Below are 22,004 nucleotides of genomic sequence, written 5' to 3' on the forward strand. Positions count from 1 at the left end.
GCGTTATGGCAGACAGCACAGGATTACAATTTACCGTCAAGGTAGGGGCGCTGCCCGAGAGCACCTTCGTGGTGGCGGAGTTTGCGCTGGAAGAGGCGCTGAATGGTCCCTTTCAGCTGAGATTGGAATTGGCGAGCCCCGAGCCCGACGTCGACTTCGGCGCCGTGCTGGACCAGCCGTGCGAGCTCTTGGTGTGGTACAACGGCGAGCTGCAGCGGCGGGTGTGCGGGGTGGTGAGCGATATGGCGCAGAGGGACAGCGGCTTTCGCCGCACCCGCTATCAGCTCATGGTGCAGCCGGCATTGTGGCGACTGGGCCTTCGCCAAAACTCCCGCATGTTCCAGGCGCAAAAGCCTGACGAAATCCTCTCCATCCTGCTGCAAGAGCACGGCATCACCGATTACGCCTTTGCGCTGAAAAACGAGCACGCCAAGCGGGAATACTGCGTTCAGTATCGCGAGACCGACCTCGATTTCGTCAATCGGCTGGCCGCTGAAGAGGGGCTCTTCTACTTCCATGAATTCGACGCGGGCAAGCACCGCATCGTGTTTGCCGACGATGCTGCGGCCCTGACTGCCGGCCCCGAGCTCTTCTTCAACCTCGGTAACCGCTCGCTGGAACAGGGACCTTATGTGCGCCAGTTCCACTACCGCGAAGCGGTGCGCCCCAGCGATGTGGAGCTGAAAGACTACAGCTTCAAGACCCCGGCCTACGGCCTCTCCCACAAGAAGATGGGGGCGGAGCTTGAGCACCAGCGCGATACCTACCAGCACTTCGACTACCCCGGTCGCTACAAGCAGGATGACAGCGGCAAGGCCTTTGCCCAGCACAGGCTCGATGCGTTGCGCAACGACGCGGTGGCGGGCAGTGGCAAGTCCAACAGCGCGGCCCTGCTGCCGGGCCAGTATTTTTCGCTGACCGAGCACCCGAACGGCAGCCTCAACACCGACTGGCAAATTGTGCGCATCAGTCACACCGGCTTGCAGCCGCAGGCGCTGGAAGAGGAGGGGGGCAGCGGCCCGACCGTCTATCACAACGAATTCGGGGTGGTGAAAGCGAGCACCAGCTGGCGAGCTCGTATCGGCAGCCCGGAAGCCCCTCACAAACCGATGGTGGATGGCCCGCAAATCGCCATAGTGGTAGGCCCCGAGGGGGAGGAGATTTACTGCGACGAGCACGGCCGGGTGAAACTGCAGTTCCCGTGGGACAGATACGGCAGCTCCAACGACCAGAGCTCCTGCTGGGTACGGGTAAGCCAGGGCTGGGCAGGTGGCCAGTATGGCATGATGGCGATACCGCGCATCGGCCATGAAGTTATCGTCTCATTTCTGGAAGGGGACCCGGACCAACCCATTGTCACCGGTCGCACCTTTCATGCCACCAACCGGCCACCGTACGAGTTGCCTGCCAACAAGACTCGCACCGTGCTGCGTACCGAAACCCACCAGGGGGAGGGGTTCAACGAGCTGCGCTTCGAAGACCAGGCGGGACAGGAAGAGATTTACATCCACGGTCAGAAAGACCTGAACGTACTTATCGAAAACGACGCGGCCTGGCACATCAAGCATGACCAGCACACCGATATTGACAACGAGCGGGTGACTCGCATCAAGGCCAATGACCACCTGACGGTGGAAGGCGAGAAGCGCGACCAGGTGAAGGCGGACTATTCCCTCACCGTCGATGCCTCCCTGCACCAGAAGCTAGGGCAGTCCCTGCTGGTGGAAGCTGGTCAGGAGGTTCATATCAAGGTGGGCGACAAGCTGGTGCTGGAAGCCGGGGCTGAAATCACCCTCAAGGGCGGCGGCAGCTTCGTCAAGGTCGATCCGAGCGGCATCAAGCTGGTGGGCCCCGCCATCAAGCTCAATGCCGGCGGCAGCGCTGGCTCCGGCTCCGGCTGGGCGGGTCAGGCCCCCGTTGTGCCCAAGGGGGTAGAAGTGGTCAAGGCTCCCGAGCTGGTTGAGCTCATCAAGGCCATCCCCACCGAGAAGGCGATGGAGGCACTCTTGAAAGAAGAGAAGCCAGGCGCGTTCTACCTCTTTTCTGAATAAGGAAACAGCATGAAGTTTGCATTTCCCATCCTCACTGCCAAAGGGGAAGAGTTCAAAGACGTCAAGGCACTGACGGCACTGATCAATGGTGAGAAGTCCGGTCACTATCTTCTTGGCAACCACAACAAATGGCATGGCGGCATTCATATCAGCGACCAGAGTGCTCCTTGGTGCAAGGACAAATACCCCGTCAGAGCTATTGCAGATGGTAAGGTGGTAGCATTTCGGATGATGACGGATTACCTGACCTCTGAATTTCAGGGTGAGTCCTTGCGTTATTCCAACTGCTTCTGCCTGGTACGGCACGAATATTGTGAAATCAATGCAGAGACCAAGGCAAAAAACGAGTTCACCTTTTATTCCCTCTATATGCACTTGCTGCCCTGGGATCAGTACCAAACCGCCGAGACGCTGGTGCTGAAAAAGGGCTGGAATGCACGTAATTCCGTTCCCCATGCCAGCCCCGATGCCGAGCAGCAGAGTGCCGATGCTGCCTTGCCCCGTTTCACGCTGCCCAAAGAAACCGAACTGGAAATGGACAGCAGTGTGCCATCCCAAAAGGGGCATGTCGGGGGCAAGGAGTATGATTTCATCAAGGTAACCATCAAGAGCAAGCTTTCCACTGCCCAGATGAAAGAGGCCGAGAGGGCGGGCGTATTGGTCAGTGAAGGGAGCTCGGTCTGGATCGCCAATAGCCCGGATGCTGTCGAGGTGATCAAGCCCAATGTGCCTACTTGGCTATTCGATCAGATAGAGGCCGAATTATTGAATAATATGGCCGGGCGTGCAGATCCGGTCTCGGATGATAAAAGCGGTCGCTTGATGGCGGGCAGTGGCAGCGTCTCACTGCCTGCGGGTACCAAAGTGCAGTATGATGCCCACCAACTGGAATTCCATTGGATTGGTGATAAAGCACGTAAGATGGCGAGATGCAAATATGTGATGCCGAGTACCGATGGTGCTGCGGGTAGCTGTGGCATGGCCTGGGTATGCGTTGAGGATGAATTTATCAAGGTGAATGCGCGTACACCTTCTCACCTCGGTGAGCTCTATGTGCTGCCATCCCCCGTGGCCATCGCGGCGGGGGAGACCATAGGTTACCTCGGTCTGGTGGAAACGCCGGGCTCTCTGATTGGAGGCAAAAAGAGCAAGCATCAGGTCCATCTTGAGGTGTTTACTCAGGATCCTCGTCTGGACGATGTTCTGGCCAACAAGGCGGGAACGAAAGGCGGTGCTACCTATGCCAAGGTCCCGGCGGGGCTGGTCTTGCACGAGAAGAAAAAGCAGGACGATAAAGATCTTTGGGTGGCAACCGATGACAAGAGTCTGGAAGAATTGGTTGAGTCACCCAAGCTAGAAAAGGATGCTGCAAAGCAGGAGTGGCTCTGTGTTTCGTCAGGGGAATATGTCAAGAAAGAGCAAGTCGAGTTGCTGAGCCAACATGACTGGCTGAAGATTGGTTTTAAAAAGGTCGATGGTTCAGGTTCCGACGGCTATCTGGATCCCGATGCACCTCCAGCCTTTTTTACCGATCTGGTCAAGAGCTTTGATACGGATAGCAATGGCGAACTCAGCAGTGAAGAGATACAGGCGGCCCTGCAAAACAACAGCAATGCAGAGCAGCTTCACAAGCTTATCGTCAAGCATCCCAGCGAATGGTACGAAAAATCCTCGGCCAGCAGTTATCTATGGTTGGAAAAGTTGATGGCCGCAATTGGTCTACCTGATTTTGACAAGTTAGTGGATCACGAAAAACAGCGCATCGATAAGCTGGAGTGGATGCAGAGTGCCACGAAATTAAGAATGGATAAGGAGATTTGGCATTTATATCCATTCTCTATCACTCCTTCTGTGAACAGCATGTGCAGTTGTGAAAGGGATATATCCGTGCAAGAGGTTATGGATATTGTAGATAAACTTCGCCAAGTAGATAAGATTCCATCTAAAGAGTTATTCAATGATTCGAGATGTACTCTAGATATATCTGATCGTACATATGAACGTTTAACAGCTGAAATGAATGCTATTTTTAGAAAGTATGATATATCTACGTGTATAAGAAGGATACATTTCATAGCTCAAGCATTCCACGAGACGGATCGTTTCAGGACAACAACTGAATATAATGCTGAAAGAAAAGATTATGCTCCATATGTCGGGCGAGGTATGTTACAGCTAACTCACAGAAGCAATTATAAATTCTATGATGCTTATAGTAATAAAGGAATTCTATCTGATATAGATATGGTTAGTAATAGCTTGGCTATCAGTTTCGATTCGGCAGGATGGTTCTGGCGTAGAGGAAAGGTTTTGAGTACCAGTGATACTTGGAAACCATCTTCATCAGATTCGATAGTGTCACGTTATAGTGATGTTATTTTGATAAAAAAAGAATTGATATCTGTTTTGTTCAGTGATGGTACCAAATCAAAATATGGGACTTTTGATTTGGGAATTCTTGCTGACGATGACTATACCGATGTAATTAGCTACCTTATCAATGGTGGGAAAAATGGGTTGTTGGAGAGAAGGAAATATGTTGGTGCTCTCAAAGGGATATTTAAGTATGAACAATGTAAAAATAGCAAATAAAAGTTGTTTTTTATGGTTTTTTACATCATTCATGCTGTCACAGTCTGTGTTTTCCAATGTACTGACACCTGAAATTACTGATGGTAAATCTTATTCAATAGATATCAATAAAAATGGCGTTAGAGATAAAATAATTACAGAGGAAAATGGAGAGCTATTATATGTAATAAGCTCTTCTGGAATGCCTCCTGTAAAGGGCTCTAATTTAACAGTTGATGGGTATTCTGTTTTTGATGACATTGCATCGCTACCTGATGATGAGAAAGGATTTTTTATTATTAATAGGGGAGGGAATTTTGGTGCGTACATTAAAAATAGAGTGTCATTAATCAATGGTAAATATTTTTTAACAGAGGTCATGGCAGAGACATCAAATAACATTGATGGAATAATATTTAGCGAAGTGAATTGTAAATCAGACCTATACATTCCGTTTGAGAACATTTCTTCCAGCGATGTCAAGCAGGTTCTTCTCTCTCCGGATGAGAAAGATTTTTCCAAACAATGTCATGAAGTTAAAAAATCTTATTTTATGTTCCCTGAGTTAGAGGCTTTGACAAAATCTGGAAAAATCTCATGGAGCCTCCAATCTGCCGAATTTTTCATCGAAAAAAATAACATCACAAAAGATAATGTTGTGACATACAACAATATTGCATATTATATTTTCGAGTCATCTCAAGATAACCCTGTTACGTTGTATATTTTGGATGAGATTCTACGTAAGTTTCCCGAGAGAGCTGTTGCGCATTTAAATAAAGCAGATTATTTAGCTGCACATTATAAATGTAAAGAGGCCAAAGAGTCGTATAACAAATACATTATGTTGATGAAGAACAATGGTAAAGAGAGCAGAATACCGAAGAGAGTGATTGATTATCAAGCCAAAGGCGAGTGCATGTAATTTTTATGTACGGCAGTATTATCTGACACCGGCCTCAAGCTGGTGTCTTGTTTACGCCATTTTAGAAAGTACTTCTTTCGATATCAATTCCAAGCCCTTCTTGAGCATACTGTAAGAGATGCTCCATCGTTCGGCCCTGATGAGGCCGTTGCTGTTGCTATGCGGTCTGCAGCTTTGGTTGTCCGATGCTCAAGTCGCTCCAGCAGTTGCAGGATCTGCTCGTAGGGATGATGGTCAGGACATTCGCAGAACTCATGCCCACTGTCCGACAGGATGGTATAGACCTGTGTCTGATGAGCTTCGAAGAAAGGAGGTAATTTATTTCTACTGGATTTAAATAGGGTATTTTTGAAGACAGGAAATGGGGTGGCTGATGGGGCTCGAACCCACGACAACCGGAATCACAATCCGGGACTCTACCAACTGAGCTACAGCCACCACTGAAAATTTCCATTAATACTATCCATCCTAGGGAGAGAGGATTCATTAATGGTGCGCCCTGCAGGATTCGAACCTGCGACCCACGGCTTAGAAGGCCGTTGCTCTATCCGACTGAGCTAAGGGCGCTCTGTATCGATCAGCCAAGGTGGCTCATCGATGAACTTGGTCGGTGATAAAGGATTCGAACCTTTGACCCTCTGGTCCCAAACCAGATGCGCTACCGGACTGCGCTAATCACCGAAAATTTCTTGTCCAGCATACCGATAGCGGCGGTACTGGGCAACGGGCGGGCATCATACCCAAGCGGGAAAGGCAGCGTCAACGTATTTTTCCGCTAGTAAATTCAAGTGCCTACTTATTGCCCGCCCAGTGAGCGCTGCTAACACCCGCGCCAAAAAAATGCGACAATGCGCGGCAGTTGAACACATGGTGAGTGAAGAACGATGTCTGCCAAAATCATTGATGGAAAACAGGTTGCGCAAACGATTCGCAATCAGGTCGCAGCGCAAGTCCAACAGCGGTTGGCACAAGGGAAGCGGGCGCCAGGTCTGGCGGTGATCCTGGTCGGGGTGGATCCGGCGTCTCAGGTCTATGTCGGCAGCAAGCGCCGCGCCTGTGAAGAGGTGGGGTTTATCTCCCGCTCTTACGATCTGAGCGCGACGGCGAGCCAGGAAGAGCTGCTGGCCCTGATCGATCGGCTCAATGATGATGCGGACGTAGACGGCATTCTGGTGCAACTGCCGCTGCCGGCCCATTGTGATACGACTCAGGTGCTGGAGCGTATTCGTCCCGACAAGGATGTGGATGGCTTCCACCCGTACAACGTGGGCCGTCTGGCGCAACGTATTCCGGCGCTGCGCCCCTGTACGCCCAAAGGCATCATGACGCTGATTGAAGCAACCGGTGTAAAAACGCACGGTCTGCATGCTGTGGTGGTCGGGGCATCCAATATCGTCGGCCGGCCGATGACGCTGGAGTTGCTGCTTGCCGGTTGTACCACGACGACCTGTCACCGCTTCACTCAGGATCTGGAAGATCAGGTGCGTCGTGCCGACTTGCTGGTCGTGGCGGTAGGCAAGCCGAATTTCATTCCGGGGGAGTGGGTCAAGCCGGGGGCTCTGGTGATCGACGTGGGCATCAATCGTCTGGCCGACGGTTCTCTGGTGGGGGATGTGGAGTTCGAGACGGCACGTAATCACGCCGCCTTCATCACACCGGTTCCGGGGGGCGTTGGTCCCATGACGGTGGCGAGCCTGATGGAAAACACCCTGAGTGCCTGTCAGGACTACCACGACTAACCCCTGCTGCACTGGCTGGTGAAGCCTGTGTCTGACAAGCTTCACGCGTGCAATAGCGCACTGCAATAAAAAACCCGGCGACCTTGCGGTTAGCCGGGTTTTTTATTTATCCAGTTCGACTCTTACATGTTCTGTGCTTCGTTTGGCACGATGACAGAGGCGTGATTTCCTTTCGGCCCCTGCTGCAGTTCGAAGTTGACTGCCTGACCTGCTTTCAAGGTCTTGTAACCTTCCATTTGTATCGTGGAGTAGTGGGCGAAGATATCTTCACCACCCCCTTCCGGACAGATAAACCCAAATCCTTTTGCGTTGTTAAACCACTTGACTGTTCCGGTTGCCATACATCTACATCCTTTTATTGATTACCCTGAAGTCGTTGAGTAACCTGCGCCAGCCCTTTATAACTAGTAGCATATGCCCATAGCAGACGGGCGCCGATTAGCAAGTAACCAATTTAGTCTAACTTTTGAGCGAGTCAAGGAGTTGTTAACAACTGATGTGATCTGGTTAACAAGTCTATTGACAATCTTGTGTTAGACGGTAGTAATCTAGAGGTACCGAAGCGCGATTATGAGCAAGCAGAAAGAACTCTTTGCTAATGAAGAGATTGCACAAGCAGAGAAAACGAAGCTGCAACCGCCACCCATGTACAAGGTCGTCCTGAACAACGATGACTACACACCGATGGAGTTTGTGGTGGAGGTGCTGCAAAAGTTCTTTGGTATGGATTTGGACAAGGCCACTCAGGTGATGCTGAGTGTGCATTATAGTGGTAAGGGGGTCTGTGGCACTTTCACCGCCGAGATTGCCGAAACCAAAGTGGTCCAGGTCAACACCTATTCACGTAACAACGAACATCCACTGCTGTGTACCATGGAAAAGGCTTGAATCTGATGACTTGATGGCGATGACGACACCACATTGTTGCTGTACTGAGGGGAGGTGCCTATGTTGAATAAAGATCTAGAAAAGACGCTGAACGAGGCTTTCAAACTGGCCCGTGACGAGCGCCACGAATTCATGACCGTCGAGCACCTGTTGTTAGCCCTGTTGGATAACAGCTCAGCCCATGAGGCGCTGAGTTCATGTGGTGCTGATGTGGAACTGATGCGCAAAGAGATCAGCGCATTCATCAGTCAAACAACCCCGCTTATTCCCCGCGATGATGAAGATCGCGAAACCCAGCCCACGCTTGGCTTTCAGCGGGTGCTGCAGCGTGCCGTGTTCCATGTCCAGTCTTCTGGCAACACCGAAGTCAGTGGCGCCAACGTGCTGGTCGCCATCTTCAGCGAGCAGGAGTCTCAAGCTGCCTATTTCCTGAAGAAAGCCGAGATAAGCCGGCTGGATGTGGTCAATTTTCTCTCCCACGGGGTGCGTAAAGACAGCAAGCCGGATAACAGCGGTAACAACGCCGAGTCTGATGACGATGTCTCTGCCGCCCAGATTGAGAGCTTTGCGACCAACCTGAACCAGCTGGTGCTGGAAGGACGTATCGACCCGCTCATTGGCCGCGACCAGGAGCTGAGTCGTACCATTCAGGTACTGTGCCGTCGTCGCAAGAACAACCCGCTGCTGGTAGGTGAGGCTGGTGTAGGCAAGACCGCTATCGCCGAGGGGCTGGCCTATCGTATCGTCAAGGGGGATGTTCCCGAGGTGATTGCTGGCAGCACCATCTATTCACTCGACATGGGCTCTCTGCTGGCGGGCACCAAATACCGTGGTGACTTCGAGAAGCGCCTCAAGGTATTGCTCAAACAGATTGAGCGCCAGGAAGGGGCCATTTTGTTCATCGACGAGATCCACACCATCATAGGGGCCGGCGCCGCCTCAGGTGGCCAGCTGGATGCGGCCAACCTCATCAAGCCGTTACTTTCCAATGGTTTGCTGCGCTGTGTCGGGTCGACGACTTACCAGGAGTATTCCCAGATCTTCGAGAAAGACCGCGCTTTGGCCCGCCGATTCCAGAAGATCGATATCGTCGAGCCAAGTGTGGATGATACCACTCGCATCCTGATGGGGCTCAAGAGCCGCTACGAATCGCACCATGGCGTGCGTTACACCGTCAAGGCGATCCGGGCTGCGGTCGAGCTGTCGGCCAAGTACATCAATGACCGTCATCTGCCTGACAAGGCCATCGACGTGATCGACGAGGCGGGGGCAGGGCAGCGGCTGCTGCCGGTGAGCAAGCGCAAGAAAGTGATCAATGTGCCGGAAATCGAAGCCATCGTCGCCAAGATAGCCCGCATCCCGGAGAAGTCAGTCTCTTCCTCCGACAAGGAAGTGCTGAAGAACCTGGAGCGCAACCTCAAGATGGTGGTGTTTGGCCAGGATAAGGCAATTTCTGTGCTGACCGATTCCATCCGCTTGTCACGTTCAGGTCTTGGCAATGAGCGCCGCCCTGTGGGTTGCTTCCTGTTTGCCGGCCCGACCGGGGTGGGCAAGACAGAAGTCACCCAGCAGCTTGGCAAGGCGCTCGGGGTGGAAGTGCTGCGTTTTGATATGTCCGAGTATATGGAGCGACACACAGTCTCACGTTTGATTGGGGCACCTCCCGGTTATGTCGGCTTTGAACAGGGCGGCTTGTTGACCGATTCAGTGCTCAAGCATCCGCACTCAGTGGTGTTGCTGGACGAGATCGAGAAGGCGCACCCTGATGTGTTCAACCTGTTGCTGCAGGTGATGGACAACGGGACCCTGACGGATAACAACGGGCGCAAGGCGGATTTTCGCAACGTGATCCTGGTGATGACCACCAACGCCGGTGTGCAGGAGACCCAGCGCAAGTCCATCGGCTTCCAGCAGCAAGACATGAGCCACGATGCCATGGCGGTGATCAACAAGACGTTCAGCCCGGAATTCCGCAACCGGCTCGATCACACCATCTGGTTCAACCATCTGGACATGACGGTGATCCATCAGGTGGTCGACAAGTTCATTGTCGAGTTGCAGGTACAACTGGATGCCAAGGGAGTGTCTCTTGAAGTGTCCGAGGGTGTCCGCCACTGGTTGGCCGAGAAGGGATATGACAGGGCCATGGGGGCCAGACCCATGGGACGGGTCATCCAGGAACACCTCAAGAAACCCTTGGCCAATGAGATCCTGTTCGGATCACTGGTTGATGGGGGGGTAGTGAAGGTTGAGTTGGTAAATGACAGCCTCAGCTTTGATTTTCAGGTCAATATTGAAGCTGTCTCCCACTAAGCACCGATAGTTAGAAAGCGACAAAAAACCCCAACCGAGAGGTTGGGGTTTTTTGCTGAATTCCTGGCTTAGCGAGAGCGGAAAACAATACGTCCCTTGGAGAGATCGTACGGAGTCAGAGCTACCGTTACTTTGTCCCCAGTCAGGATACGGATGTAGTTTTTGCGCATCTTGCCGGAAATATGAGCGATAACCACGTGACCATTTTCCAGTTCCACACGGAACATGGTATTGGGCAGGGTTTCGAGAATGGTGCCCTGCATCTCAATACTGTCTTCTTTAGCCATTGAATCCTCTTGATAAGCCACAACAAAAATCCGCTGGATCATGCCGGATTTAAGGCTATGTGTAAAGTTTACTCGGGCTTGGTGTCGATATTTTTCCATTCCCCCTGGATCAGGCGCTCGTGGGGCAGGTATTGGCGCTTGTAATTCATCTTGCGACACTCCTCCACCAGATAGCCGAGATACAACCAGGTACGACCCGTACGCCTGACCAGTTCCAATTGACTCAGGATGGCGAAGGTGCCGAGGGAGCGATCGGCATGGGCAGGATCGAAGAAGGTATACATGGCACTCATGCTGTGGGGCAGCAGATCCGTGGTGGCGACCCCGATCAAGCGGTTGTCCTTGCGCATCTCCAGATAGAGGGGCGGCATCCAGTCACAGTGCAAAAAGCCCTTGTACTGGGTTCGGCTCGGGGGATACATGCTGCCATCATGGTGGCGCTCGCGAATGTAGCGCTCGTAGAGCTGATAATATTCGGGTTTGTCGTCGTAGCTGAGCACCAGCTCGAGATCTTGGTTCAACTGGCGGATCCGCTTCTGGCTGCGGCTCGGCACGAAACGCTCGCTGTGGATACGCAGGGATTGGCAGGCACTGCAGGCGGGGCAGTGAGGTCGATAGATGTCGTTGCCGCTGCGCCGAAATCCCGCCGTCAGCAGCCGCTCATAGCCGCTGGCATTGAGCAGGTTGTGGTCCATCAATACCAGCAGTTGCTCCTGCTCATGGCCCAGATAGCTGCATTGATGCTTGGGGGTCAGCCCTACCTTGAGGATCACTTCTTCTGTCATAGGCTGATGCTCCCCGGTTGCCAGCAGTTCTCTGCCAATGGCTGTCGGCTCAGTTGGGCCAGGGCCGTCAAGAAGGTGGCCCTCGGCCACTCCTGGATCCCCATGGTGACCAGGAAGTCATTTTGCATCTGGCAGTCGATCAGCGCGCCGCCATGGCGGGCGAAGTGCTGACAGAGCGCCATCATGGCCAGTTTGGCGCCGTTGTCGATGCGACTGAACATGGACTCGCCACAGAAGAGGCGGCCGAGGGAGAGACCATAGAGACCGGCTTGCAGCTGGCCATCCTGCCAGATCTCGACTGAGTGGGCATGGCCAAGGCGGTGAAGTTGTCGATAGGCGTCGATCATGGGCGTGCTTATCCAGGTTCCACTGGCACTGCGACGGGGGGCGGCGCAGGCCGCTATTACCTCATTAAAGGCGCGATTGATGGAAATATCGAATGAGGTACGGCGGATAAATTTGCGCAGGCTGCGATTGACGTGCAACTGTTCCGGAATGATGACCCCTCTGGGATCCGGTGACCACCACAACAGCGGCTGGTGGGGCTCATTCCACGGGAAGATCCCCTTGTGGTAAGCTGCCAGCAATCGGTCAGAGGAGAGATCTCCCCCGATCGCCAGCAGGCCGTTGGGTTCTTCCAGGGCGTGCTCGGGGTCGGGAAACCAGCACAGCTCATCATCCAATTGGGTAAGATAGCGAGACATAAGGCGAAGAGGTTCACAGATGAAGGCCATTATCCTGATAGTATCCAGCTTGTTCTGCTTTGTCACTGCGCCCGCCTGGGCCCAGGTCTACGAGCGCAACACGGCGCGGCCCGTGGATCAGGTGGTGTTTGGCCAGGTCGAGACGGTGCGCAACATCACCCAGCGTCAGATCCTGGAGTCCGAGCACTCCGGCTGGAAAACCCTGGGGGGCGCCGTATTGGGCGGCTTGCTTGGCAACCAGTTTGGCGGCGGCCACGGCCGTGAAATTGCCACCGCAGTCGGCGCGCTGGCCGGGGCGGCTGCGGCGCAGCAGTATCAGTCTGGCGGCACCGTGGTGGAGAACAAGCTGGTGGAGCTGCTCATTCGCAACGAGCAGAACGGGCTCATCAATGTCATTCAGGATTATGATCCGGCCATGGTCTTCATGAACGGTGACAAGGTGCGCATCCTCTATTTCAACGATGGGGTGCGGGTCGACAAGACCTATTGAGTGGAACCAGGAAGGAAGTAGGGGAGAGGGAGAGCAACCCGACGATATCCACAGGGAGGATCCGTCGGGCGGTACTACACGGTGCTCATCTGCCGAGTTTTGCTCAGGCCGATGAGTCCTGAGACACTATCTTGTCGCGACCTGTGTTCTTCGCCTGATAGAGCAGGCGATCCGCCTCGCTCAGTGCCTCGTCCATGGAGACGCGCCCGACCTTGATCACCCCGAAACTGGCGCGAGCAAACAGCGGTATCTCCCGTGACAACGGCTGTTGACGCAGTTGCTGGCGCAGCCCCTCCAGCCGTTTGAGCAGCACTGGCACGGTGCAAGAGGGCACCATCAGGGCAAACTCCTCGCCGCCAAAACGGGCGATCATGGCGTCAGGGAAGAACTGGGTGAGCAAACGTGTCAGGTGGCAAAGCAGCTGATCGCCGATGGCATGACCCCAGTGATCGTTGACCTGCTTGAAGTGATCCACATCGAGCACGCAGAGGGCGAGCGGCGTCTCCTGGCGCTGATGATCCTCAAACCACTTCTGTCCTTCGTTGAACCAGTAGCGCCGGTTATAGAGCCCGGTCAGGTAGTCGCGGTTGGCCGACTCCTGAATGCTGTTGAACTGCTCAAGGGCTTCCAGATTATGGCTTACCCGGCACTGCAACTCTTCCGGTTCAAACGGCTGGTTGAGAAAGTCGTTGGCACCCTGCTTGAGGTAGCGGGCAGAGAGGCCGCGCTTGTCCGACACCGAGATCCCGATAATCGCGAGCTGCTGCTTGCTGTAGCGCTCCCGCAGCATGCGCACCAGGCTGATGCCGTCGATCTCCGGCATGTAGTAGTCGACCAGCACCAGCCGGATAGCCGGGTTCTGTTCAAGCTGGGCCAGGGCATCGCGGGCATGGCTCGCCTCATGTACCTGCAGTAACTGCTTGCGCAGCTGGGCCATGGTGCGATGGCGGGAAGTGCGTGAATCATCGACCACCAATACCTCAATTTTCTGATTGAGATAGAGGCGATGCACCAGGCTGACCGCGTATTGCAGTGAGTGGCGCGAATCCTTCATCACGTAATCCAGCACCCCGGCCTCCAGCCAGGCTTCCCGCTTGTCTTCGCTGATGTCGGCAGTGAGGATCACCACCGGCAGGCCCAGTTCCAGCAGCACCTTGACGGCTTCCCCGTTGGGGGCATCCGGCAGGGTGAGATCCACCAGGGCCACCACATACTCTTTCCCCTGGCAATGACGGGCGCCCTCCAGGGTATCGAACGCATCGATTTCCAAACCTGTTTGCTGTGCTATGGCCTGGATCAGCATGCGGCGGATCGTCAGACTGTCTTCGACAATCAATATTTTCTGTTTCATCCGGCTCCTTAAAATAAAAAGGCATGCCTCACGGCATGCCTTTTATATCCCTTGCGCTTATTGCGCGTCCAGATATCGCTCGGCGTCGAGGGCCGCCATGCAGCCGGTGCCGGCAGAGGTGATGGCCTGACGGTAGGTGTGGTCGGCGACGTCTCCGGCGGCAAAAACCCCTTCGATGCTGGTCTGGGTGGCAAAGCCGTCCAGCCCGCCACGCACTTTCAGATAGCCGTTTTGCATCGTCAGCTGGCCGTCGAAGATCTGGGTGTTGGGCTGGTGACCGATGGCGATGAAGACCCCCATCAGCGGCAGATCTGAGGTGGTGTCATCCCGGGTGCTGCGCAGACGCACGCCGGTCACCCCCATGTCGTCGCCCAGCACTTCGTCCAGGGTCTGGTGGGTGTGCAGCACTATGTTGCCGCTAGCCACTTTGTCGTGCAGACGCTTGATCAGGATCTTCTCGGCGCGGAACTCGTCGCGGCGGTGAATGAGGTGTACCTTCTTGGCGATGTTGGCCAGATAGAGCGCCTCTTCCACGGCAGTATTGCCGCCGCCGATGACGGCCACTTCCTGGTTGCGATAGAAGAAGCCGTCACAGGTGGCGCAGGCGGAGACGCCGCGGCCCTTGAAGGCCTCTTCGGAAGGCAGCCCCAGATACTTGGCGGAGGCACCGGTGGCGATGATCAGCGCATCGCAGGTGTACTCGGCGCTGTCGCCCTTGAGGCGGAACGGACGCTGGGTCAGTTCCACTTCATTGATGTGATCAAACAGGATGCGGGTGTCGAACTTCTCCGCATGCTCTTTCATGCGATCCATCAGGGCCGGGCCGGTCAGCCCCTCGGGGTCACCGGGCCAGTTTTCCACTTCGGTGGTGGTGGTCAGCTGACCGCCTTGCTGCATACCGGTGATGAGCAGGGGATTGAGGTTGGCGCGGGCAGCATAGACGGCGGCGGTGTAACCGGCCGGGCCGGACCCCAGGATCAGCAGTTTGCTGTGAGTGACTTGGCTCATGATGTGATTTCCGAGACGTGATGAGTTTGCGCGATTGTAGGTAATTCGTGATCCGGGGTCAAAGGCCAGTGAGTCGATTGTGGCAATCGACCGTCGGTGCGGGCTGGTGTGCGTTCGGGCATAAAAAAAACCGCCCATCGCGGGCGGATTCTGACTCATCGACTCCCCGGGCGGGGCGGCGATCAGTTCAACAGGGTCAGCGGATCGGTACAGGCCAGGCCATGGGCCTCGGCCACCTCTTTGCAGGTGACGTGACCCGCCATGATGTTGAGTCCGTGGCGCAGGTGGGCATCCTTGAGCAGTGCCTCCCGATAGCCTTGTTCCGCCAGCTTGATGATGAAGGGGAGGGTGGCATTGTTGAGGGCCACGGTTGAGGTGCGGGCTACTGCCCCCGGCATGTTGGCGACACAATAGTGCACCACCTCGTCGACCAGGTAGGTGGGATCTTCATGGGTGGTCGGATGGGAGGTCTCCACGCAGCCGCCCTGATCGATGGCCACATCGACGATGGCAGAACCCGGTTTCATGCGGGCAATGTGGTCACTGCTGACAAGTTTTGGCGCAGTGGCGCCGGGCACCAGCACACCGCCGATGACCAGATCCGCCGTCAGCAGATGACGCTCCAGGGTTTCGCGGTTGGAGTAGACCACCTTGGCAGCTCCCTGGAACTCGCTATCAAGGCGGCGCAGGGTGTCGACATTGTTGTCGAGTATGGTCACATCGGCACGCAGGCCAATGGCCATGCGGGCTGCGTTCGACCCCACCACGCCACCGCCTATGATCACCACCTTGGCCGGCTCGACCCCAGGGACGCCGCCGAGCAGCATGCCACTCCCGCCACGGGATTTTTCCAGCGCCTGGGCGCCTGCCTGAATAGACATGCGTCCGGCCACTTCCGACATGGGGGCCAGCAAGGGCAGGCCACCACGGCCGTCGGTGACGGTTTCGTAGGCGATGCAGATGGCACCGCTCTTGAGCAGCTCCTGAGTCTGGGACAGATCGGGCGCCAGATGCAGGTAGGTGAAGAGGGTCTGGCCCGGGCGCAGCATGGCGCGTTCGACGGCCTGGGGCTCCTTGACCTTGACGATCATCTCGGCTTTGGCGAAAACCTCTGCGGCGGAGGCCAAAATTTCGGCACCAGCAGCGCGATAATCTGCATCACCGAAGCCAATGCCGTTTCCAGCGCCGCTTTGGACGAAAACAGTATGGTTTCGTGCTGTTAGTTCACGTACACTGGCCGGAACCATGCCTACGCGATATTCATGGTTTTTTATTTCTTTGGGTACACCGATAATCATGCTATCCCTCGTCTATCGATTGGTGTTTTATGTTGCAAAAATGTTAAGCAACATTTGCGCCTAGTATATTCAGGTATTGACAGGATTTGTGACCATAATTATAAAATGACTGGTGATTCTTACCAAAAAATAGCCAAAGGATGGAATAAAATGATGGAAGCTAAGAGTCGGCTAAAGGATTTGGACAGGATTGACCGCAACATTCTGAATGAACTGCAAAAGGATGGCAGGATTTCGAACGTTGAGTTGTCCAAACGAGTTGGCCTGAGTCCTACACCGTGTCTGGAACGGGTTCGTCGCCTCGAGCGACAAGGTTATATCGAGGGATATGCCGCTATTCTGAACCCTCATTATCTGGACGCGTCTCTGCTGGTGTTCGTGGAAATAACCCTCAATCGCGGGGCGCCGGATGTATTTGAACAGTTCAACAAGGCTGTTCAGGTGCTCGAAGAGATCCAGGAGTGCCATCTGGTCTCCGGTGATTTCGATTATCTGCTCAAAACCCGCGTCAGTGACATGTCGGCCTATCGCCGCCTGTTGGGGGAAACCCTGCTGCGTCTGCCCGGTGTCAACGACACCCGCACCTATGTGGTGATGGAAGAAGTCAAACAGAGCAGTCGTCTGGTGATCAGCACTCGTTGAGTCGGGTTATGCTGTGGCTTGCCAGGCTTATTGACAAGTCACGACAGTCAGAAACGAGCGGCCGGTCCGCTCGTTTCTTCTTATCGCGTTGGTTGTGAATATGGCCCAGCCCATCAGGCACTGGCTGACAATCGGTGGGCTTTTCAGGGATACTAGGCCCCCTTATCCCCTGCATTACATGTTTTCAGAAAGGAGCCGGAGTTTGGCCGATAAAAAGCTGTTTACTCCTTTATCAGGTACACAACGGATCTTCGAAGCCGTCTTGATCGCCATCACCCTGATGGCTGCCTATCTCTTGCTTGCCCTGTTGTCCTATCACCCTGCTGATCCCGGTTGGTCCCAGACCTCCTGGCAAGGGGAGGTGAAGAACCTCGCCGGTAGCGCGGGGGCCTGGCTCGCCGACATCACCATGTTCACCTTCGGGGCCTTTTCCTATCTGGTTCCGCCTCTGGTTGTCCTGCTGGGCTGGAGCCTGTTCTGGCGCCCGAGCCGGCTGCTGGACGTGGATTACCTTACCTTGTCGGTACGGATAGTCGGCTTCGTGCTGACGGTGCTCGGCATGTCTGCCATTGCCAGCATGAACTTCAATGACATGCAGAATTTTTCCGCAGGTGGTCTGGTGGGGGATGTGATCTCCTCCGCCGTGGTACCGCTGTTTGGCGGTGTCGGTGCCAACCTGATGCTGCTCTGCTTCGTGGCCACCGGCATCACCCTGTTTACCGGCTGGTCCTGGCTCACCATAGTCGAGCGGATTGGTGCCACCTGCACCGGTTCGGTCAGCGCGGTCTACCACTTCCCTGCCACTCTGGGGCGCTGGTTGACCGGCGGCTGGCGTCAGCCTCGTAACGAGGGGCCGGATCCCCTGCTGGAAGGGGGGTTGGGGGCCATCGAGCTGGAAGAGGATGAAGAGGACGATCCTCACACCAGCTGGACCCGCAGTCCCAAGAGCAAGGGCCAGAAGGCCAAGTCCGATGAGTGGCTGCCCGAGCTTGATGATGACACCTTCCAGTTTGATCCCCAGTTTGACGATGAAGACGACGAGCCGGCACCCGTGGCCAAACCCAAGCGCGCCGCTGCTGCCAATGCCCGTCGCCAGCCGGCCCTGACCACGGCCGATGACGAGGATGAAGAGTTCGATCTGCCCTGGGCCGAGGGTGACGACGATGTGGCCGCACCGGTTGCCGCTGCGCCGAGCAAGCCCAAGCGTCGTCCACAGCCTGGCATGGCACCTTTGCCGAGCCTCGAGCTGCTGGACCGCCCGCCTGCCAAGACCCAGATGATGAGCAAGGACGAGCTGGACCGCATGGGCCGTCTGGTGGAGGCAAAACTGGCCGACTACAACGTGCAGGCCAAGGTAGTGGGTGTCTATCCGGGCCCTGTCATCACCCGTTTCGAACTGGATCTGGCGCCTGGCATGAAGGCGAGCAAGATCACCAACCTGTCGCGCGATCTGGCCCGCTCTCTCTCCGCCAGCAGCGTGCGGGTGGTGGAAGTGATCCCGGGCAAGACCTTCGTCGGCATCGAGCTGCCCAACCGGGTGCGCCAGACCGTCTACCTGCGCGAGACTCTCGACTGCGAGGCCTTCCGTGACAGTCGCAACCCGCTCACCATGGGTCTGGGTCAGGACATAGCCGGCGAGCCAGTGGTGGTGAATCTGGCCAAGATGCCGCACCTGCTGGTGGCCGGTACCACAGGCTCGGGCAAGTCGGTGGGGGTGAACACCATGATCATCTCCATGCTCTACAAGTCATCGCCGGACGATCTGCGTTTCATCATGATCGATCCCAAGATGCTGGAACTCTCGGTCTACGAGGGGATCCCGCACCTGCTGACCGAGGTGGTCACCGACATGAAGGATGCCGCCAACGCCCTGCGCTGGTGCGTGGGCGAGATGGAGCGTCGCTACAAGCTGATGTCGGCAGTCGGGGTGCGCAACCTCAAGGGCTACAACGACAAGGTGCTGGCCGCAGCCGCCGAGGGCGAGCCTCTGCGTGATCCCCTGTGGCGTCCGGGTGACTCCATGGATCAGATGCCGCCCGAGCTCGAGAAGCTGCCCCACATAGTGGTGGTGGTGGACGAATTCGCCGACATGATGATGATCGTCGGCAAGAAGGTGGAGGAGCTGATCGCCCGGATCGCCCAGAAGGCGCGGGCCGCCGGTATTCACCTCATTCTGGCGACCCAGCGACCCTCGGTGGATGTCATTACCGGCCTCATCAAGGCCAACATCCCGACCCGCATCTCCTTCCAGGTATCGAGCAAGATCGACTCGCGCACCATTCTGGATCAGGGCGGTGCCGAATCCCTGCTCGGCATGGGTGACATGCTCTACATGCCGGCCGGTACCTCCAACCCGACCCGGGTACACGGCGCCTTCGTCGATGACCACGAGGTGCACAAGGTGGTGGCGGACTGGAAACTGCGCGGCGAGCCGAACTACATAGAGGAGATCCTCTCCGGCGAGTCGGGCGGCGAGGGTGGCAGCGGCGAATTTGGCGGGGGCGGCGATGAAGAGCTGGATCCCCTGTTCGACGAGGCGGTGGCCTTCGTGGTGGAGTCCCGCCGTGGTTCCACTTCCAGCGTGCAGCGCAAGTTCAAGATTGGTTACAACCGGGCCGCTCGTCTCATCGAGCAGATGGAAAACCAGGGCATCGTCAGCTCACCGGGTGGCAACGGTCAGCGCGACGTGCTGGCACCGCCCCCGGTACGAGACTAAGCCTCATCCCACTATCCTGGCCATGCCCTCAGCGGGCGTGGCCTTTTATCGAGATCGTCGTTATGAAAAGCATGATGAAAAAACAACTGTTGATGGGAACCGTGCTGCTGGTCGCCAGCAGCCAGGTGTGGGCCGACGCGGCCAGCGACCTCAAGCAGAAGCTGGCGGGTGTCAGCCTCTTCTCCGCCAAGTTTGCCCAGACCGTCTATGACAGCAAGGGCAAGGAGCTGCAAAAGGCCGGCGGCGACCTGCTGGTGCAACGTCCCAATCGTTTCAACTGGCATACCACCTCGCCGGACGAAAGTCTGATCGTGGCCGATGGCAAGGACGTCTGGGTCTACGATCCCTTCGTCGAGCAGGTGACAGCCCTCAAACTCAAAGATGCGGTGCTCAATACCCCCTTCATCCTGATCGCCGGCAACGACGACAAGTTCTGGAAAAACTACGACGTGACCCAGCAGGGGGACGTTTACACAGTCACCAGTCGCAACAAGGATGAGCTGATCGCCTCCTTCCGCGTCACCTTCGATCGCGACAACAACATCAGCCGCTTCGATGTGAAAGAGGCCCAGGGGCAGTGGAGCGAGTTCAGCTTGAGCCAGTTCAATCGCAAGCCGGTGCTCAAGGGCAACGAGTTCGTGTTCAAGATCCCCAAGGGGGTCGAGCTGGACGACCAGCGCTGATGAGTAATCTCTTTGTGGATGTCTCGTCGGGCCGTCTCCTGCTGGCGGCCCCTATGACGCAGGATGGTAAACGCAGATGAGTAATTTATCCCTGGATTTCTCGTCGGATTTTCGCCCGCTGGCGGCCCGGATGCGGCCGCAAAACCTCGACCAGTACATAGGTCAGCAGCATATCCTGGGGGCTGACAAGCCCCTGCGCAAAGCCATCCTGGCCGGGCATTGCCACTCGATGATTTTGTGGGGCCCGCCCGGTACCGGCAAAACCACGCTGGCCGAACTGATGGCCCACTACTGCCAGGCTGAGGTGGAACGCCTCTCTGCCGTCACCTCCGGCATCAAGGAGATCCGCGCCGCCATCGACAAGGCGAAGGAGAACAGCTGGCGCGGGGTGCGCACCATCCTCTTCGTGGATGAGGTGCACCGCTTCAACAAGAGCCAGCAGGATGTGTTCCTGCCCCACATCGAAGACGGCACCATCACCTTCATCGGTGCTACCACCGAAAACCCCTCGTTCGAACTCAACAACGCACTGCTCTCCCGCGCCCGGGTCTATCTGCTCAAGCGGCTGGAAGAGGACGATATCCTCGCCATGATCGATCAGGCGATGACAGACTCCCGCGGCCTCAATGATCCGACCCTGACTTTTGCCCCCGGGGTGAAGGAGGCGCTGGCCAAAGCGGTGGATGGGGACGGGCGCAAGTCTCTCAACTATCTGGAGCTGCTGGCCGACATGGCCGAGACCGATAGTGCAGGGGCGCGGGTGATCGACAGCGCTCTGCTCGCCGCCGTGGCGGGGGAGCATGTGGCACGCTTCGACAAGGGCGGCGATCACTTCTATGACCTCATCTCGGCGGTGCACAAATCCATTCGCGGCTCGGCCCCCGATGCGGCTCTCTACTGGTACGCCCGCATGGTGAGCGCCGGCTGCGATCCCTTGTATATCGCCCGCCGCTTGCTGGCCATCGCCTCGGAAGACGTGGGCAACGCCGATCCGCGCGCCATGCAGGTGGCGCTGTCAGCCTGGGATTGTTTCCATCGCATCGGCCCGGCCGAAGGGGAGCGGGCCATCGCCCAGGCGATCGTCTACCTTGCCTGCGCCCCCAAGAGCAATGCGGTCTACACCGCCTGGAAGGCGGCGCTCAACGACGCCAAAAACCTGCCCGACTTCGAGGTGCCCGCGCACCTTCGCAACGCACCGACCAAGCTGATGAGCGAGCTCGGCTATGGCGCCGAGTACCGCTACGCCCACGACGAGCCGGGGGCCTATGCCGCCGGCGAGGCGTATTTGCCGCCGGAATTGGCGGGCAAGCAGTACTATCAGCCCACGGATCGCGGTCTTGAGAAGCAGATAGCCCAGAAGCTTGACTACCTCCATGAGCTGGACCGGCAGAGCCCGCGACAAAGGGACAAGTAGCAGGCCGGCGCTTGCGCCTCGACCCGCCCTGTCAGCAGACGTGTAGTCCGTGAATGTGCTTGTTCAAATGAGGCAGTTCAGGTACCGATTTGCCTCTGTGGCCAGGAATGGGGAGCGAGGGCGGATCCCCGAGCCTTGC

The 22,004-nt window shown here is 56.2% G+C and carries 18 protein-coding genes, 3 tRNA genes and 1 pseudogene; 11 read left to right on the forward strand and 11 right to left on the reverse strand.

Translation table 11 applies throughout. From position 1 onward, the window contains the following. The first annotated feature begins 5 nt into the window (after positions 1-5). From tssI to ACW5XD_RS07960, 3 genes are read left to right on the forward strand one after another with little or no spacing between them, the layout of a single operon-like run. Complete coding sequence (gene tssI / locus ACW5XD_RS07950; RefSeq protein ID WP_456494421.1) at positions 6-2,051, forward strand: type VI secretion system tip protein TssI/VgrG; 2,046 nt, start codon at positions 6-8, stop codon at positions 2,049-2,051. Between the two features lie 9 nt (positions 2,052-2,060). Beyond that, complete coding sequence (locus ACW5XD_RS07955) at positions 2,061-4,643, forward strand: glycoside hydrolase family 19 protein (protein ID WP_456494422.1); 2,583 nt, start codon at positions 2,061-2,063, stop codon at positions 4,641-4,643. Further along, complete coding sequence (locus ACW5XD_RS07960) at positions 4,618-5,547, forward strand: hypothetical protein (RefSeq protein ID WP_456494423.1); 930 nt, start codon at positions 4,618-4,620, stop codon at positions 5,545-5,547. Before ACW5XD_RS07955 ends, ACW5XD_RS07960 begins: the two co-directional genes overlap by 26 nt. A 51-nt stretch (positions 5,548-5,598) precedes the next feature. On the opposite strand, the pseudogene ACW5XD_RS07965 reads toward ACW5XD_RS07960, so the two are convergent. From ACW5XD_RS07965 to ACW5XD_RS07980, 4 genes and pseudogenes are all read right to left on the reverse strand, one after another. Continuing rightward, positions 5,599-5,858: pseudogene (locus ACW5XD_RS07965) on the reverse strand (IS481 family transposase); the annotation flags it as partial. A gap of 51 nt (positions 5,859-5,909) precedes the next feature. Further along, positions 5,910-5,985, reverse strand: a tRNA-His gene (locus ACW5XD_RS07970). A 52-nt stretch (positions 5,986-6,037) separates the two neighbouring features. Beyond that, positions 6,038-6,114 (reverse strand) — tRNA-Arg (locus ACW5XD_RS07975). A gap of 37 nt (positions 6,115-6,151) precedes the next feature. Next, a tRNA-Pro gene (locus ACW5XD_RS07980) sits at positions 6,152-6,228 on the reverse strand. A 203-nt stretch (positions 6,229-6,431) separates the two neighbouring features. On the opposite strand from ACW5XD_RS07980, the gene folD reads away from it, so the two are divergent. Continuing rightward, on the forward strand, positions 6,432-7,286 hold the full coding sequence (gene folD / locus ACW5XD_RS07985) for a bifunctional methylenetetrahydrofolate dehydrogenase/methenyltetrahydrofolate cyclohydrolase FolD (protein WP_456494424.1): 855 nt from the start codon (positions 6,432-6,434) through the stop codon (positions 7,284-7,286). A gap of 122 nt (positions 7,287-7,408) precedes the next feature. On the opposite strand, the gene cspD is transcribed toward folD, so the two are convergent. Further along, positions 7,409-7,627 (reverse strand): cold shock-like protein CspD, encoded by a 219-nt coding sequence (gene cspD, locus ACW5XD_RS07990; RefSeq protein ID WP_005300025.1) that lies wholly within the window; start codon positions 7,625-7,627, stop codon positions 7,409-7,411. Positions 7,628-7,856: 229 nt separating this feature from the next. Between cspD and clpS the strand changes: the two genes are divergently transcribed. Both clpS and clpA read left to right on the forward strand, forming a co-directional pair. Further along, positions 7,857-8,174: an ATP-dependent Clp protease adapter ClpS gene (clpS, locus tag ACW5XD_RS07995; RefSeq protein WP_005310725.1), complete on the forward strand. Its 318-nt coding sequence runs from the start codon at positions 7,857-7,859 to the stop codon at positions 8,172-8,174. A 60-nt stretch (positions 8,175-8,234) separates the two neighbouring features. Further along, entirely contained in the window at positions 8,235-10,487 is a 2,253-nt protein-coding gene (clpA, locus tag ACW5XD_RS08000; protein ID WP_043556842.1) for an ATP-dependent Clp protease ATP-binding subunit ClpA, read from the forward strand. Between the two features lie 68 nt (positions 10,488-10,555). Here clpA and infA read toward each other — a convergent pair whose 3' ends face one another. From infA to aat, 3 genes are all read right to left on the reverse strand, one after another. Further along, positions 10,556-10,774 carry a translation initiation factor IF-1 gene (infA, locus tag ACW5XD_RS08005; protein ID WP_005300033.1) on the reverse strand — a complete coding sequence of 73 codons (219 nt, stop codon included), beginning with the start codon at positions 10,772-10,774 and terminating at the stop codon, positions 10,556-10,558. A 68-nt stretch (positions 10,775-10,842) separates the two neighbouring features. After that, a complete protein-coding gene (locus ACW5XD_RS08010) occupies positions 10,843-11,559 on the reverse strand; it encodes an arginyltransferase (protein ID WP_456494425.1) in 717 nt (238 codons plus the stop codon). Further along, positions 11,556-12,263: a leucyl/phenylalanyl-tRNA--protein transferase gene (gene aat, locus ACW5XD_RS08015; protein ID WP_456494426.1), complete on the reverse strand. Its 708-nt coding sequence runs from the start codon at positions 12,261-12,263 to the stop codon at positions 11,556-11,558. The genes ACW5XD_RS08010 and aat overlap by 4 nt, the downstream gene beginning before the upstream one ends. Before the next feature lie 19 nt (positions 12,264-12,282). Here aat and ACW5XD_RS08020 point away from each other — a divergent pair, with 19 nt between their 5' ends. Beyond that, entirely contained in the window at positions 12,283-12,753 is a 471-nt protein-coding gene (locus ACW5XD_RS08020; protein ID WP_043135952.1) for an outer membrane lipoprotein, read from the forward strand. A 103-nt stretch (positions 12,754-12,856) separates the two neighbouring features. On the opposite strand, the gene ACW5XD_RS08025 is transcribed toward ACW5XD_RS08020, so the two are convergent. From ACW5XD_RS08025 to ald, 3 genes are all read right to left on the reverse strand, one after another. After that, positions 12,857-14,104 carry a diguanylate cyclase gene (locus tag ACW5XD_RS08025; RefSeq protein ID WP_456494427.1) on the reverse strand — a complete coding sequence of 416 codons (1,248 nt, stop codon included), beginning with the start codon at positions 14,102-14,104 and terminating at the stop codon, positions 12,857-12,859. Positions 14,105-14,161: 57 nt separating this feature from the next. After that, positions 14,162-15,112, reverse strand: a complete 951-nt coding sequence (gene trxB, locus ACW5XD_RS08030; RefSeq protein WP_456494428.1) for a thioredoxin-disulfide reductase — start codon at positions 15,110-15,112, stop codon at positions 14,162-14,164. Between the two features lie 182 nt (positions 15,113-15,294). Further along, entirely contained in the window at positions 15,295-16,410 is a 1,116-nt protein-coding gene (gene ald, locus ACW5XD_RS08035; protein WP_456494429.1) for an alanine dehydrogenase, read from the reverse strand. Between the two features lie 150 nt (positions 16,411-16,560). Here ald and lrp point away from each other — a divergent pair, with 150 nt between their 5' ends. The 4 genes from lrp to ACW5XD_RS08055 all read left to right on the forward strand — a co-directional run bounded on the left by lrp (position 16,561) and on the right by ACW5XD_RS08055 (position 21,865). Beyond that, positions 16,561-17,052 carry a leucine-responsive transcriptional regulator Lrp gene (lrp, locus tag ACW5XD_RS08040; protein ID WP_005300047.1) on the forward strand — a complete coding sequence of 164 codons (492 nt, stop codon included), beginning with the start codon at positions 16,561-16,563 and terminating at the stop codon, positions 17,050-17,052. Between the two features lie 202 nt (positions 17,053-17,254). Further along, positions 17,255-19,768, forward strand: a complete 2,514-nt coding sequence (locus ACW5XD_RS08045) for a DNA translocase FtsK 4TM domain-containing protein (protein WP_456494430.1) — start codon at positions 17,255-17,257, stop codon at positions 19,766-19,768. A 74-nt stretch (positions 19,769-19,842) separates the two neighbouring features. Continuing rightward, positions 19,843-20,451, forward strand: coding sequence for an outer membrane lipoprotein chaperone LolA (gene lolA, locus ACW5XD_RS08050; protein ID WP_456494431.1), 609 nt, complete (start codon positions 19,843-19,845; stop codon positions 20,449-20,451). Positions 20,452-20,527: 76 nt separating this feature from the next. Beyond that, positions 20,528-21,865, forward strand: a complete 1,338-nt coding sequence (locus ACW5XD_RS08055; RefSeq protein WP_456494432.1) for a replication-associated recombination protein A — start codon at positions 20,528-20,530, stop codon at positions 21,863-21,865. The last annotated feature ends 139 nt before the right edge of the window (positions 21,866-22,004 follow it).

It is taken from the genome of Aeromonas enterica, assembly GCF_054052465.1.